The following is a 14,004-nucleotide window of genomic DNA, read 5'->3' on the forward strand; positions in this document are numbered from 1 at the left end:
GGGCGATCCATGACAGAGGACACACGCACCACGCCATCCGGCCACACGGGCCGGGTGGCGGTCATCACCGGCGGCGCCAGCGGCATAGGCCGGGCCACCGCCGCCCTGCTGGCCGAGGCGGGCGCCAGCGTCATCATCGCCGACATCAACGCCGAAGCGGCAGAGGCCACCGCCCGCACCCTGCCCGGCGCCAGCGGGCAAAGGCTGGACGTGGCCAGCGAGGCGGACTGGCAGACCCTGCTGGACGGCGTGATCGCCGATCATGGCCAACTGGATTATCTGGTCAACTGCGCCGGCATCGGCACCGCCGGCCCGTTCGAAGACCTCAGCCTGAATGACTGGAACGCCATGCTGTCGGTGAACCTGACCGGCGTATTCCTGGGTTGCCGGGAAGCGGTGAAGCGCATGAACCGGCAGCGCGGCGGATGGGGCGGCGCCATCGTCAATGTGTCCAGCATTGGCGGGCTGGTGGGCGGCGAAGATATTGCCGGTTACTGCGCCTCAAAGGGGGGCGTGACCATCCTCACCAAGTCCGTGGCGCTTTATTGCGGACGCCAGAACACGGGCATCCGGTGCAACAGCATCCACCCCACCTATGTGGACAGTGAAATGTTGGACCCGGTCGCCGAACAGTTCCCCTCCCGGGAAGCGATGTTGGCGGGCATGGCAGCACAGGTCCCTTTGGGCCGGGTGGCCAGGCCCGTCGACATCGCCCATGCCATCGCCTTTCTGCTTTCCGGGCAGGCGGCCATGATCACCGGGCACGGCCTGCTGGTGGACGGCGGCCAACTGGCGGGCCTGCCCGCCGCCCATACGCAATAAAAACAGCAACACTTCAAGGAGGGGCCTGATGGCCAACCGTCTGAAAGGGAAAACCGCGCTCGTCACAGGTGGCGCATCGGGGCTGGGGGCCGCCATCGTCGCCATGATGATGCGCGAGGGGGCCAACGTCTATTTCAGCGACATACAGGACAAGGCGGGCGAAGCGCTTGCCCGCAAAACCGGTGCCCGGTACCGCCATCAGGATGTCACCCGCGAGGACCGCTGGGAGAGTCTCATGACCGACATCACCCATGAGGCGGGCGGCCTGCACATATTGGTGAACAATGCCGGGCTCGGCGAGGCCAGCGGGGCCACCAGCCCGGAGGACACGCCGCTCGCCACCTGGCGACGGGTGCAGGAAATCAATCTGGACGGGGTGTTTCTCGGCTGCCGGGCGGCCCTGCCGGTGATCCGCGAAAGCGGCGGCGGGGCGATCGTCAACATGTCGTCCATCGCCGCCCTTGTGGGCACCCCCTTCATCACCGCTTACGGCGCCGCCAAGGCGGGGGTGCGCCAGCTTACCATGTCCGTGGCGCTGCACGCCGCCGCCACCTCGCCGAAAGTGCGCTGCAATTCGGTGCATCCCGGCCAGATCATGACCCCCATGCTGGACAGGCTGTTCGATGACACGGCGGCCAAGGAAGGCATCAGCCGGGAAGAAGCGCAGGCCGCCTTTGTCAGCCGCATTCCCATGGCCGAGTTCGGCGAGCCGGACGACATCGCCCATGCGGTGCTCTATCTGGCCAGCGATGAAGCCAAACACGTCACCGGCGCCCAGCTTGTGGTGGACGGCGGTATGCACATTGTCTGACTTGAGAAGGAAAACAAGGCCATGACCCGTATGCTCAGCTTCGGCCAGCCGCTTGGCGCCATCATGCAGGAAGCCCACATCGTGCCGGACATCCACGCCGCCATGACCGACTGGAGCAAAACCCTGAACATCGGCCCTTGGATTTATTTTGAAAGCTTCCCCCTGGCCGACTGCACCTATCGCGGCCAGCCCGCGGACCTGGATATTTCGCTGGGGCTCGCCTTTTCCGGCTCTATGTGCTTCGAATTGATCCAGCAGCGCAACGATGCCCCCAGTGTGTATGAGGATGTGCGCCGGGACCGCGGCTATGGCTTCCATCACTGGGCCGTATCCACCACGGATTTCGATGCCAGCGTGCGCTTCTACCGCGATCAGGGCTTTGAACAGGCGCTGTACGGCGTGGCTGGGGTGGGCGCCCGCGCCGCCTATATGGACACCCGCCGCGCCAATGGCGGCATGATCGAACTGATCGAGCTGACGGACCCGGTGGAATCCCTGTTCCACATGGTCCGGCAGGCCAGCATGAACTGGGATGGCAAAAACATCATCCGCCCGTTCGACCCCGCCACGCTGTGAGCGGGCCGGGCTGACACCGCCCCCGCCAGCAGGAGCACCGCGACATGACCCCCACCCCGGACCCGGTTCAGGCCCTGTATGACCGCATCGACCCCGGCGGACGGGACCGCTTCAATTTCGCCCGCGACGTGCTGCTGCCCTGGGCGGAAGCCGCGCCGGACGATCCCGCCATCAGCTTCATGAACGGGGATGATGCGACCAGCTACACCATCTCCCACCTGATGGACCGGGCCCGGCGGCTGGCCGGGGTGCTCCATGCCGCCGGGGTGGGGCCCGGCGACCCGGTGATGATCCTGCTGGGGCGGCACCCGGCCTGGTGGGAAACGCTGACCGCCTGCCTGTGGCTGGGCGCGGTGGCCTGCCCCGGCACCACCCAGCTTCGGGAACGGGACCTGCGCTACCGGCTGGAAAGCCTGCCGCCCAGCGCCCTGATCGCGGACACCGCCCTGACGGGCACAGTGGCCGCGGCCCTGCGGGGGCTGCCCACACCACATGCAATGCTGAGCGTGGGGGAGGCGGAAACCGGAGGCTCCCCGGCCTTCACGGATATCCAGACGGCGCTTGCAGGTGCCGACCCCGCCCCGGCGGCAAACACGCGGGCCAGCGATCCGGCGCTGTGTTATTTCACATCCGGCACCACCGGCTACCCCAAGCGCACATTGCACGGGCAGGCCTATGGCCTGGCCCATCTGGTCACGGGGCGGGACTGGCTCGGCCTGGCGCCCGGAACCCGGCACTGGAACATTTCCGACACGGGCTGGGCCAAGGCCGCCTGGTCCAGCTATTTCGCCCCCCTGCTGATGCGCGCGCATCTGATGGTGCACCCTGATGGCGCGTTCGATGCCGCGCACATGCTGCCGCTGATGGTGCGCCACCGGGTCGCCAGCCTGTGCGCCGCGCCCACCGTGTATCGCATGTTGATCCAAGAGGACAGCGCCGCACTGGCGGGGCACAGCCTGACAAGCTGCGTCAGCGCGGGCGAACCCCTGAACCCGGACGTGATCGCCCGCTGGCACGCCGCCACCGGCATCACCATCCGCGACGGCTACGGCCAGACCGAAACCGCGCTGCTGGCGGGTACCTTTCCCGGCATGACCCCCGCCCCCGGCAGCATGGGCCGCCCGGCGCCGGGCGTGGACCTTGCCATTGTGGACGATGCGGGCACGCCCCTGAACGCCGGCGCCGAGGGGCACATCGCCCTGCGCGTCAAACCCGACCGGCCCAGGGGGCTGTTTCTGGAATATCAGGACGACCCGGACCAGACCGCGAGCCGCTTTCACGGCGACTGGTATTTCACCGGCGACCGGGGCACACGGGACAGGCACGGCATTTTCTGGTTCAAGAGCCGGGCCGATGACGTGATTCTGTCCAGCGGCTATCGCATCGGCCCCTTCGAGGTGGAAAGCGCCTTGCAGGAACACCCTTTGGTGGCGGAATCAGCCGTGGTATCAAGCCCCGATGCGGAGCGCGGCGAAGTGGTCACCGCCTATGTGGTGCTGACACCGGGCCATGAAGGGTCCGACGCGCTGGCCGCCGTGTTACAGGCCCATGTGAAAGCGGTCACCGCCCCTTATAAATATCCGCGCCGCATCCGCTTCGTGGCCAGCCTGCCCAAAACCGTTTCGGGCAAGATCCGCCGGGTGGACCTGCGACGCCGGGAATGGAACAGAAACCGGCACTGACACGAAGCTGTCATGAATCCGGTGTTGGATCGCTCCCGGTCATGACAGGCTTTGCAGCGGCGCCGCGTCAGGGGAAGACATGCCATGCCGGATACACCACCATTCCGCGTTCTGGTGCTCTGCACCGGAAACAGTTGCCGTTCCATCATGACAGAGGCGGCGATCAATCATCTGGCGCCGGGCTGGCGGGCGGAAAGCGCGGGCAGCCACCCCACCGGTCAGGTGCACCCGCTGGCGCTGGCAGCGCTTGACCGCCATGGTATTACCGTACATGACCCGCACAGCAAAAGCTGGGACCGGTTCGCCGGGCAGGCTTTTGACCGGGTTCTGACCGTATGCGACCGCGCGGCGGGGGAAAGCTGCCCGGCCTTTGCCGGACCTGCCGACCGCCTGCACTGGTCGTTGCCCGACCCGGCTGCCGCGGACGGCGACGAACACGAACGCAGCGCCTTTTTCGACGCGGTGCTGGCGGATATCATCACCCGTGTAAAGGACCGGTTCACATGACGGACACCCCCGACCAGCCCGCATCTGATAACGCCACGAGCCCGCTGGGCTTTTTTGAACGCTATCTGTCCGTCTGGGTGGGACTGGCCATCGCGGCGGGCGTGGGCCTGGGCCTTCTGGTGCCCGGCGCCATGGCCGCCATTGCCGATCTGGAAGTGGCGCGGGTCAATCTGGTGGTGGCGGTTTTCATCTGGGCCATGATCTATCCCATGATGATCAATGTGGACCTGGGATCGCTGAAAAATCTGGGCCGTCGCCCGCGCGGCCTGTGCATTACCCTGGTGGTGAACTGGCTGATCAAGCCTTTCACCATGGCCGGGCTGGGCGTGCTGTTCTTTCACCACCTGTTCGCGGACCTGGTGAGCCCGGCGGATGCCAACCAGTATATTGCGGGCATGATTCTGCTGGGTGTGGCCCCCTGCACGGCCATGGTCTTTGTGTGGAGCCAGCTTGTGCGGGGGGATGCCACCTATACGCTGGTGCAGGTGTCCGTTAACGACCTGATCATGGTGGTGGCCTTCGCCCCGATCGCCGCCCTGCTGCTGGGCGTGACGGATGTGCTGGTGCCATGGGAAACGCTGCTGCTGTCGGTGGTGCTGTATGTGGTCACGCCCCTGATCGCGGGCACGCTGACACGGCTGGGCGTGACACGGGGCGCGCCCGACAGCACCGTGGCGGCACACCGGCTCGCCGCCTTCACCAACCGGGTCAAGCCTTTTGCCACCATGGGCCTTGTGGCGACGGTGGTGCTGCTGTTCGCCCTTCAGGCGGAAACGCTGGTGGACAAGCCGGGGGTGATCGGCCTGATCGCGGTGCCGCTGCTGATCCAGTCCTACGGAATTTTCGCCCTGGCCTATGGCTGGGCCTATCTGTGGCGCGTGCCGTTTGCCACCGCCGCCCCCGCCGCCCTGATCGGCACATCCAACTTTTTCGAACTGGCGGTGGCGGTGGCCATCAGCCTGTTCGGGCTCGGCTCCGGCGCGGCGCTCGCCACGGTGGTGGGCGTGCTGGTGGAAGTGCCGGTCATGCTGTCCCTCGTGGCCCTGGCCAACCGCACGCGGCACGCCTTTCCCGCCTGAAAGTCTATGGCGGGCGCCACGTTTGCGGGGGGGCGGGCAGGATATCAATGACGATCTGCTGGTGGACCTGTTCGGCACCATCAATGCCGGGCCGGTTCGAGCTGGGCGTGACCAACCTGTTCAACAATCACTACCTGCCGGTGATCAACCAGGCCTTCAACAGCCAGTTCGCCAATGTCCGCGGCCCCGGCCGCCGCATCTCCATCGGCTACCGCGTAAGCTACTGAACGCGGCCCGCAGCAGAAGAGATAAACGCCGGAGGGAACAACCCTTCCGGCGTTTTTGGTTGTGCGCTGGGGGCTGCACAGGTGGGTAGTGGGTGACGATAGACACTCTTACTTAACGAGGTGACCAGTCAGGGACAGCCAACCACAGGACCCTTATGTGATGGACGCCATCGCGCCCGCGCTTGAGTTGAAGGCGGTAGTTGTAAACAGATACCGCTTCCACCATTCAGGATATCGCCGCGGCCGAGAAGGTCTCGGACCGGTTCGTGAGCCGCATGATGCGGCTCGCCTATCTGTCGCCGGAGGTGCTCGAACACCTCGTCATCAGGCGCGTACCACCGGCGCTTTCGCTGAACGACCTCGTCACAGTTGCCGATCGGCCGTGGGCGGAGCAGATGGACATGGTTTTTGACTGAGCGCGCCGGCGCCCTGCCATCAATGGAAGCCTGCCACGAATGCTGTGGCCGTGAGTGTGACGTGGGCATTGAGCGGCGGATACAGTTCGAAGGCCCTCGGCTCCCGCGAGAAACCCCAAAGCCGGAACAAGAACCATTCGGATCGGCGCTCTTCCGCAACCGCCAGCTCGTTGCGGGTGATGTGGAAGGGCGTCCGTTCCCACCCGTTCGTCGTCTTCACCTCAATCAAGCGCGCCTGACCATCTGGCGCGAAACTCGCGATGTCATAGCCCGCGCCGTCGCCGTCCTCCTCAGACACCCAACGGACCTTTCGCGCCAGGTCATCACGTCCCGCCGACCGTAGCGATGCCCACTCATGCGCCAGAACGCGCTCCTCGCCGGCGCGGCCGAGGGCACGGTTGCGCTCGTCCCGGCCTGCCACGTCGAATATTCGAGCGATATGCTGAACCTGCTCTAACTCCTGGGGTGGCGACTGGTTTGACCATGTAGGTGGCGGGCCCGTACAGATTGGCGCAGTTTCCTGAAAACCAGCCGCCAGACGTAAATCTGACAAACGGTCGAACCACATGGGATTCGCTGCCAGCCACCGTGCCACCGCTTCAACCAAAGACATTTGGAAATTAAAAGCGGGCTTATATCCGGGAATCCAATCTTCGCCGAGCCCTTTCAGAACCGCGCTGATGTTCTGGTGCTTAAACTCGATCGATGCCTCCGAGCGGCCATTTAACAACGGCACAAGCGCGCGGCGATGCGCCGCCTTGCTATATGGGCGCCCAAAAGCGTCATCCTCCAGCATCGCGAAATAATCCGCGACAATCAGATCATTCTCTTTCTCGGTCCAAGGGTCACTCGACATTAGGCCAGGCTACTGACCTGATAGCGATTTGTCACCAATGCTCGAAGACCTGTCAGATTTTTGATATCTAATAAAGGGGGCATGTCGCACGCTTTTCCCAGAATCGACTTGCTACGTGTTTCCCCGGCGGCCAAGTTAACCGGAAGTATGCCCGCTGAATGCAATTTTGAGCGACCTACGAGAACCGTTGGAAACGCTGGCCTTTACGAAGCCGAACCGGTCCAGATGAGGTTCGCTCGGTTTGAGACGAAAGCGGTTCAGCAACCCGAATTCGGCCTCTTGCCAGTCTCCGAGGTTCGGTCGGGTCCGGCGAACGCCTCTGAAAAAGCCCCCCAAAGGGAGCCTCATCTTGAATTCCTTACATGATAATGGCGGAGAGGGAGGGATTCGAACCCTCGGTACCCGTGAAGGGTACAACGGTTTTCGAGACCGCCCCGTTCGACCGCTCCGGCACCTCTCCGCAAATCAGGGACACTTGCGCGTCGCTAGGGTGCGATGTGCATACACAATGTCCCCCCTTGCCTTCAAGAGCAAATGCGCACCCGTTCCGGCATCCCGCCCCGGCATCCTGTGCCGGGCGGCGTGCGGGTGGGGCGTGGCCGCGAGGGCGCTTGACTCCAGGGGGCAAATCCGTATAGTCCGCGCGTTCAAGGGTCTGCCCGGTCTGATCGGCCTGGCCCCGAACAAGAACGCCTGCGGCAACCGCCCAAAGCGTGGCCCCCGCCCATTGCGGGAAAAGGATGGGTCCGGCCACCCGGTTGATTGCGGCACATGTGAAGAAAGGAACAGCCATGTATGCGATCGTCAAGACTGGCGGCAAGCAGTATCGTGTGGCCGAGGGTGACGTGATCAAGGTGGAAAAGCTGGACGGTGACGTCGGCGCCTCCATCGCACTGGATGACGTGCTCATGATCGGCGACGACAAGGGCGTCAAGGTCGGTGAGCCGCTGCTCAAGGGTGCCAAGGTAACCGCCGAGGTGCTGGAGCAGAAGAAAGACAAGAAGATCACCGTCTTCAAAAAGAAGCGCCGCCACAATTATCGCCGCAAGAAGGGTCATCGCCAGGAAATCACCGTTCTGCGCGTGACCAAGATCGCCAAGTCCGGCGGCGGCGCGAAGAAAAGCGCGGCCAAGACCGACACGAGCAAAACAGAGACACAAGCCGCAAGCGCCGAATAAGCGCAGCACTGCTTAAGCTGAAGGAGAGAGAAGATGGCTCACAAGAAAGCGGGTGGTAGTTCGCGCAACGGTCGCGATACCGAAGGCCGGCGCCTCGGCGTCAAGAAGTTCGGCGGCGAGCAGGTTCTGGCCGGCAATATCCTGGTACGCCAGCGCGGCACCAAGTGGTATCCGGGCGACAATGTGGGTCTGGGCAAGGACCACACCATTTTCGCCCTGACCAACGGCCAGGTGAAATTCAGCCGCGGCAAGGGCAACCGGTCCATCGTTTCGGTGGTTTCCGAAGCCTGACGGCCCGGCCCGTGCCGCCCCGGTGCGGCACATGCCAGACGCATTCACAAAAGGGGTGGGCCGCACATTGGCCCGCCTCTTTTTTTGCCGGAACAAGGATTGTCAGCCCGTGAAATTTGTCGATCAGTCCCGCGTCTTTCTGAAAAGCGGCCCCGGCGGCAATGGCTGCATGTCGTTCCGCCGGGAAAAATATGTGGAATTCGGCGGCCCCAATGGCGGCGATGGCGGGCGCGGCGGCCATGTGATCATGGAAGCGGTGGACGACCTGAACACGCTGGTGGATTTCCGCTATCAGCGCCATTTCAAGGCGCAAAAGGGCGGCCACGGTCAGGGCAAGGACATGACCGGCGCGGCGGGCAAGGATCTGCTGATCAAGGTGCCCAAGGGCACCCAGGTTTTCGACGCGGACGGCGAGTTTCTGATCGCCGATCTGGATGAGCCCGGCAAACGGCTGACCATTCTGGAAGGCGGCCATGGCGGCTTTGGCAACGCCCATTTCAAATCCTCCACCAACCGGGCGCCCCGGCGCACCACCCCCGGCGGGCCGGGGGAGGAAATGTGGGTCGTGCTGAAGCTGAAGCTGATGGCCGATGCGGGGCTGCTGGGCCTGCCCAATGCGGGCAAGTCCACCTTTCTGGCCGCCACCAGCCGGGCGCGGCCCAAGATCGCCGATTATCCCTTCACCACCCTGCATCCGCAACTGGGCGTGGTGGGCGCCAGCCAGGGCGAATTCGTGCTGGCGGACATTCCCGGCCTGATCGAGGGCGCGAGCGAGGGCGTGGGCCTGGGCCATCAGTTCCTGGGCCATGTGGAGCGCTGCCGCGTGCTGCTGCACCTGATCGACGGCACCGCCGAGGACGTGGTGGCGGACTGGCGCACCGTGCGCCACGAGCTGGAAGCCTATGACGCCCGCTTCAATGTGGGCCTGCTGGACAAGCCGGTGGTCACCGCGCTCACCAAGACCGACGCGCTGGACGCCGAGACCGTCGCCACCGGGCTGGCAGCATTGAAACAGGCGGGCGCCAGCGATGTGCGGGCACTGTCCGCCGTCAGCGGGGACGGCGTGCGCCCGGTGGTGGACACCCTGAAGGAGACCGTTGACGCCGCCATTGCCGCCGACCACAAGGACAAGGTGGACACAGGCGCCCAGGGCCACCCGCAAGACCACGCGGCACGCCATGCCAACGGCGCCAATGACGACACCCCCGGCTGGAGCCCGGTATAATCCGGCCCCGCCGCCCGTTGTCCCGGCCACAGAATTTCACGAAGGCCACGCCATGACCCAAAGCCCCGCGCAGACCGCCGACAATGCCGCCGCCCGCCTCGCCGCCGCGCGGCGCGTGGTGGTCAAGATCGGCTCGGCCCTGCTGGTGGACCCGGAAACCGGCCTGCCCCGGACAGACTGGGCGCGCGCGCTGGCGGATGACATCGCCGCCATGGTCAAAGGCGGGCAAAAGGTGGTGCTGGTCTCGTCCGGCGCCATTGCGCTGGGCCGCCGGGCGCTGGGGCTGACGGGCCGGGTGGTGCGGCTGGAACAGGCACAGGCGGCGGCCAGCGTGGGACAGGTGCTGCTGGCGGAACTGTACCGCGCCGAACTGGCCCGCCACGGCCTGGATACGGGCCAGCTTCTGCTGACGCTGGGCGATCTGGAAGACCGGCCCCGCTATCTCAATGCCCGCAACACGCTGGGCGAACTGATGGAGCGGGACATCGTGCCCGTCATCAATGAGAACGATACCGTGGCCACGTCGGAAATCCGCTTCGGGGACAATGACCGCCTGGCCGCCCGCGTCGCCGCGCTGGCGGAGGCGGACTGCACCCTGCTGCTGTCCGATGTGGACGGCCTGTACACCGCCCCGCCCGGTACGCCCGGCGCCCGGCATCTGCCGGTGGTGCCGCAGGTTACGCAGGATGTGCGGGCCATGGCCGGGCCACCGGAAGCCATGGGCGTGGGCACGGGCGGCATGGTGACCAAGCTGGCCGCGGCGGACCTGGCCATGGCCGCCGGGTCCAGCCTGATCATCACCGACGGCACCGCCGCCCACCCTGTGCAGCGACTGCTGGATGGGGGCCGCGCCACCCTGTTCCCGGCGGCGGAAAGCCCGCTTGCCGTGCGCAAGGCATGGATTCGCGGCATGATGAGCCCGCGCGGCTTTCTGCATGTGGACAAGGGGGCCGCCGCTGCGCTCCGCCGCGGGGCCAGCCTGCTGCCCGCCGGGGTCACATCCGTGGAAGGCGGCTTTCATCGCGGCGATCTGGTTGCATTCATGGGCGACGACGGCCATCTTGTGGGACAGGGCCTGATCGCCTATTCCGCCAGCGAGACGGCGCGCATTCAGGGCGCCCGCATGGCGGACCTGCACGGCCTGCTGGGATATATGGGTCGTTCCGCGCTGGTTCACCGGGACGATCTGGTCGTTTTCTAATAAAGGAGAGCAGCCATGGACGGCGCACATCAGAGCGACACCACCGGCCTGATCGCCGATCTCGGCCACCGCGCGCGGGCCGCCACCGGCCATCTGGCGCAGGCCAGCCGGGCGGACAAGGATCAGGCGCTCAAGGCTGCGGCCACACGGCTGCGCACCGACCGGGATGCCATTCTGGCCGCCAATGAAAAAGACGTGGCCGCCGCCGGGGAGCGGGGCCTGTCCAGCGCCATGGTGGACCGGCTGAGGCTGGACGACGAACGGCTGGAGAGCATGGCCCTGGGGCTGGAGGCCATTGCCGACCTGCCTGACCCGGTGGGCCGGGAAATGGCGCGCTGGGATCGGCCGAACGGCCTGGATATCGCCCGCGTGGCGGTGCCGCTGGGCGTGATCGGCGTGATCTATGAAAGCCGCCCCAATGTCACCGCCGATGCGGGCGCGCTGTGCCTGAAGGCGGGCAATGCCGTGATCCTGCGCGGCGGTTCGGAAGCCGTGCATTCCAACCATGCCATTCATGCCTGCCTGAAAGCGGGGCTGAAGGATGCCGGCCTGCCGGAAGACGCCATACAGATCGTACCAACCCAGGACCGGGCCGCCGTGGGCGCCATGCTGGCCGCCACCGGCCTGATCGACATTATCGTGCCGCGCGGCGGGCGCGGTCTGGTGGCGCGGGTGGAAAACGAAAGCCGCGTGCCGGTCTTCGCCCATCTGGAAGGCATCTGCCACGTCTATATCCACGAAAAGGCGGACCCGGCCAAGGCGCGGGACATCGCCTTCAACGCCAAGATGCGGCGCACCGGCATTTGCGGCGCCATGGAAACCCTGCTGATCGACCGGGCCATGCTGCCCCATGCCATGGATATTCTGCGCCCCCTGATGGACGCGGGCTGCGAAATTCGCGGCGACGGGGAAATCAACCCGCTGGACCCCGCGATCAAGGCCGCCGACAGCGCCGACTGGGACACCGAATATCTGGATGCCATCCTGTCCGTGGCGGTGGTGGACAATGTGGATCAGGCGATCGCCCATATTGCCCGGCATTCTTCCGGCCACACGGAAAGCATTGTCACCGAAGACCGTGACGCAGCCGAAACATTCCTGGGCCGGGTTGACAGCGCCATTGTGATGACCAATGCCTCCACCCAGTTCGCCGATGGCGGCGAGTTCGGCATGGGCGCCGAAATCGGCATCGCCACCGGGCGCATTCACGCGCGCGGCCCGGTGGGGCTGGAACAACTGACCAGCTTCAAATACCAGGTGCGCGGCACCGGCCAGACTCGCCCGTGATCCCCGCCCCGCCCGTGACGGTGGCGCGCTCCACGCCCCCGCATGAGCACCCCGGCGGCGCCGGGCATCCGGCCGGCAGCCCCCGGCTGGACCCGCTGTTGCTGGATCTGGCGGCCCGCTGGCGGGGGCAGACGGTGGGGCTTTATGGCGGCAGCTTCAACCCGGCCCATGACGGCCACGCCCATGTGGCCGAAAACGCCCTGAAACGGCTGGGGCTGGATGCGGTCTGGCTGCTGGTCAGCCCCGGCAATCCGCTGAAAGCCGCCCATGGCATGGCACCATTCGGGGACCGGCTGGCATCCGCCCGGCGGCTGGCCGCGCGCCATTGCCGCCTGGCCGCCAGCAACGCTGAGGCCCGGCTCGGCACCCGCCACACGCTGGATACGATCACCGCCTTGCAGGCGCGTTTGCCCCACACCCGGTTCGTCTGGCTGATGGGGGCGGACAGCGCCGCGCAGTTTCATCGCTGGTATCGCTGGCAGGCCCTTGCAAAGCGGCTTCCCATTGCCATATTCGACAGACCGTCGTACACTCTGAGCGGTCAGCGGGGCGCGCTCGCACGGCGCTTCCCCGCGGCCCGAACCCGGCCTTCACGGCTGGTTCGGATGGCCGCACCGGCGTGGAGCTTCATCATCATGCCGCGCCACGCCGCATCGGCCACGGGCATACGGCACAGGGACCCGGCCTGGCTGGCACGCTAAGGTGCCATCGGGGCCACCCCAACTGCAACCAAAGGAGACAGTGTTGCACCCTCATTCTGAGACGCTCGCGCAGGACAGCGCCGCAGGCGCGCCTTCTTCTCAGTCCATTCTCGACACGGTGCTCGCCACGCTTGACGACCACAAGGCGGAAGATACCGTATCCATCGACCTTCAGGGCAAGACCAGCATTGCCGACCATATGGTGATCAGCAGCGGGCGCTCGCAGCGTCAGGTGGCCGCGCTGGCCGATTATGTGATCACCAGCCTCAAGGATCGCGGCCTGAAGGCCCTTTCCATTCAGGGACTGGAGCAGGCGGATTGGGTCCTGATCGACGCGGGGGATGTGATCGTTCATCTGTTTCGGCCTGAAGTACGGTCCTTCTACGCGCTGGACAAGATGTGGGCCACCGATCTGGATGAAGCCAGCCTGGTCAACTGACCGGCCCTTGATGCCAGACAGGTGCTGTCAGGGGATGATCCCCCGGCCCGGCATTGCGGGGGTTCCCGTGCCGGGCCACCGCCCCATGCGCTCCGTGCCCTTGGGAACGGGGCAATAAAGGCCGCGAACACCCCATGAATATCCATCTGATCGCCGTGGGCAAGGCCAGGTCCGGCCCGGAAAAAACTTTGACGGACGGCTATCTGAAGCAGTGCGGCTGGCCATCCGCGCTCAGCGAAGTGGCCCTGAAAAAGACCCCCGCCAACAGCGACGAGCGCAAGCGGCTGGAAGCGGACCTGCTGCTGAATGCCGTGCCCGCGGGCGCCCGCCTGGTGGCGCTGGATGAACGGGGCAAGGCACTGACCAGCGAGGCCCTTGCGGATCGCCTGGGCCAGTGGGAAGACAATGGCAGCCGCGATGTGGCGCTGGTGCTGGGCGGGGCGGACGGCCTGCACAAGGATGTGCGCGCCAGGGCCGATCTGGTGCTGGCGCTGGGGCAGCTTACCTGGCCGCACATGCTGGCCCGCGCCATGGTGGCGGAGCAGCTTTTCCGCTGCTGGTCGATCCGAACCGGGCATCCCTATCACCGCCGCTGATGGTGGCGCCCTTTTTTCCCGGTCCAGAGGGCAAAATGCGCCGCACCCCCTGTTCCGGCCCGGTCAATCTGTTATGCTCCCGGTCAGATCGCCCCCGGCGCAGGTTCGGC

Annotated in this window: 17 protein-coding genes and 1 tRNA gene; 16 read left to right on the plus strand and 2 right to left on the minus strand. The window is 65.8% G+C overall.

The window, feature by feature from the left end:
- Positions 1 to 9: 9 nt before the first annotated feature.
- From WGH93_RS06790 to WGH93_RS06825, 8 genes are all read left to right on the plus strand, one after another.
- A complete protein-coding gene (locus tag WGH93_RS06790) occupies positions 10 to 822 on the plus strand; it encodes an SDR family NAD(P)-dependent oxidoreductase (protein WP_374764111.1) in 813 nt (270 codons plus the stop codon).
- A 28-nt stretch (positions 823 to 850) separates the two neighbouring features.
- Positions 851 to 1,633 (plus strand): SDR family oxidoreductase, encoded by a 783-nt coding sequence (locus WGH93_RS06795; protein ID WP_374764112.1) that lies wholly within the window; start codon positions 851 to 853, stop codon positions 1,631 to 1,633.
- A 21-nt stretch (positions 1,634 to 1,654) separates the two neighbouring features.
- Entirely contained in the window at positions 1,655 to 2,209 is a 555-nt protein-coding gene (locus WGH93_RS06800; protein WP_374764113.1) for a VOC family protein, read from the plus strand.
- 44 nt (positions 2,210 to 2,253) lie between these two features.
- Positions 2,254 to 3,891, plus strand: coding sequence for an acetate--CoA ligase (locus tag WGH93_RS06805; protein WP_374764114.1), 1,638 nt, complete (start codon positions 2,254 to 2,256; stop codon positions 3,889 to 3,891).
- 84 nt (positions 3,892 to 3,975) lie between these two features.
- On the plus strand, positions 3,976 to 4,398 hold the full coding sequence (locus tag WGH93_RS06810) for an arsenate reductase ArsC (RefSeq protein ID WP_374764115.1): 423 nt from the start codon (positions 3,976 to 3,978) through the stop codon (positions 4,396 to 4,398).
- Complete coding sequence (arsB, locus tag WGH93_RS06815) at positions 4,395 to 5,477, plus strand: ACR3 family arsenite efflux transporter (protein WP_374764116.1); 1,083 nt, start codon at positions 4,395 to 4,397, stop codon at positions 5,475 to 5,477. Before WGH93_RS06810 ends, arsB begins: the two co-directional genes overlap by 4 nt.
- Positions 5,478 to 5,524: 47 nt before the next feature.
- Complete coding sequence (locus WGH93_RS06820; protein WP_374764117.1) at positions 5,525 to 5,704, plus strand: hypothetical protein; 180 nt, start codon at positions 5,525 to 5,527, stop codon at positions 5,702 to 5,704.
- Positions 5,705 to 5,970: 266 nt separating this feature from the next.
- Positions 5,971 to 6,120, plus strand: coding sequence for a hypothetical protein (locus tag WGH93_RS06825; RefSeq protein ID WP_374764118.1), 150 nt, complete (start codon positions 5,971 to 5,973; stop codon positions 6,118 to 6,120).
- Positions 6,121 to 6,139: 19 nt separating this feature from the next.
- On the opposite strand, the gene WGH93_RS06830 is transcribed toward WGH93_RS06825, so the two are convergent.
- Together WGH93_RS06830 and WGH93_RS06835 are read right to left on the minus strand one after the other, a co-directional pair.
- A complete protein-coding gene (locus WGH93_RS06830) occupies positions 6,140 to 6,976 on the minus strand; it encodes a protein NO VEIN domain-containing protein (RefSeq protein ID WP_374764119.1) in 837 nt (278 codons plus the stop codon).
- 369 nt (positions 6,977 to 7,345) lie between these two features.
- Positions 7,346 to 7,436 (minus strand) — tRNA-Ser (locus WGH93_RS06835).
- A gap of 280 nt (positions 7,437 to 7,716) precedes the next feature.
- Between WGH93_RS06835 and rplU the strand changes: the two genes are divergently transcribed.
- The 8 genes from rplU (at position 7,717) to rlmH (ending at position 13,894) form a co-directional block, all read left to right on the plus strand.
- Positions 7,717 to 8,154 carry a 50S ribosomal protein L21 gene (gene rplU / locus WGH93_RS06840; RefSeq protein WP_374764120.1) on the plus strand — a complete coding sequence of 146 codons (438 nt, stop codon included), beginning with the start codon at positions 7,717 to 7,719 and terminating at the stop codon, positions 8,152 to 8,154.
- 33 nt (positions 8,155 to 8,187) lie between these two features.
- Positions 8,188 to 8,445 (plus strand): 50S ribosomal protein L27, encoded by a 258-nt coding sequence (rpmA, locus tag WGH93_RS06845; protein ID WP_374764121.1) that lies wholly within the window; start codon positions 8,188 to 8,190, stop codon positions 8,443 to 8,445.
- Positions 8,446 to 8,554: 109 nt separating this feature from the next.
- A complete protein-coding gene (obgE, locus tag WGH93_RS06850) occupies positions 8,555 to 9,670 on the plus strand; it encodes a GTPase ObgE (protein WP_374764122.1) in 1,116 nt (371 codons plus the stop codon).
- Positions 9,671 to 9,722: 52 nt separating this feature from the next.
- The gene (gene proB / locus WGH93_RS06855) at positions 9,723 to 10,871 is read left to right on the plus strand and encodes a glutamate 5-kinase (RefSeq protein WP_374764123.1); all 1,149 of its coding nucleotides are present in this window, start codon (positions 9,723 to 9,725) and stop codon (positions 10,869 to 10,871) included.
- 15 nt (positions 10,872 to 10,886) lie between these two features.
- Positions 10,887 to 12,158, plus strand: a complete 1,272-nt coding sequence (locus WGH93_RS06860; RefSeq protein WP_374764124.1) for a glutamate-5-semialdehyde dehydrogenase — start codon at positions 10,887 to 10,889, stop codon at positions 12,156 to 12,158.
- On the plus strand, positions 12,155 to 12,859 hold the full coding sequence (nadD, locus tag WGH93_RS06865) for a nicotinate (nicotinamide) nucleotide adenylyltransferase (RefSeq protein WP_374764125.1): 705 nt from the start codon (positions 12,155 to 12,157) through the stop codon (positions 12,857 to 12,859). The genes WGH93_RS06860 and nadD overlap by 4 nt, the downstream gene beginning before the upstream one ends.
- 40 nt (positions 12,860 to 12,899) lie before the next feature.
- Positions 12,900 to 13,298 carry a ribosome silencing factor gene (gene rsfS / locus WGH93_RS06870; RefSeq protein ID WP_374764126.1) on the plus strand — a complete coding sequence of 133 codons (399 nt, stop codon included), beginning with the start codon at positions 12,900 to 12,902 and terminating at the stop codon, positions 13,296 to 13,298.
- A gap of 134 nt (positions 13,299 to 13,432) precedes the next feature.
- Positions 13,433 to 13,894, plus strand: coding sequence for a 23S rRNA (pseudouridine(1915)-N(3))-methyltransferase RlmH (gene rlmH, locus WGH93_RS06875; RefSeq protein WP_374764127.1), 462 nt, complete (start codon positions 13,433 to 13,435; stop codon positions 13,892 to 13,894).
- The last annotated feature ends 110 nt before the right edge of the window (positions 13,895 to 14,004 follow it).

Source organism: Yunchengibacter salinarum, from assembly GCF_037658235.1.
Lineage (GTDB): Bacteria > Pseudomonadota > Alphaproteobacteria > Sphingomonadales > Kordiimonadaceae > Yunchengibacter > Yunchengibacter salinarum.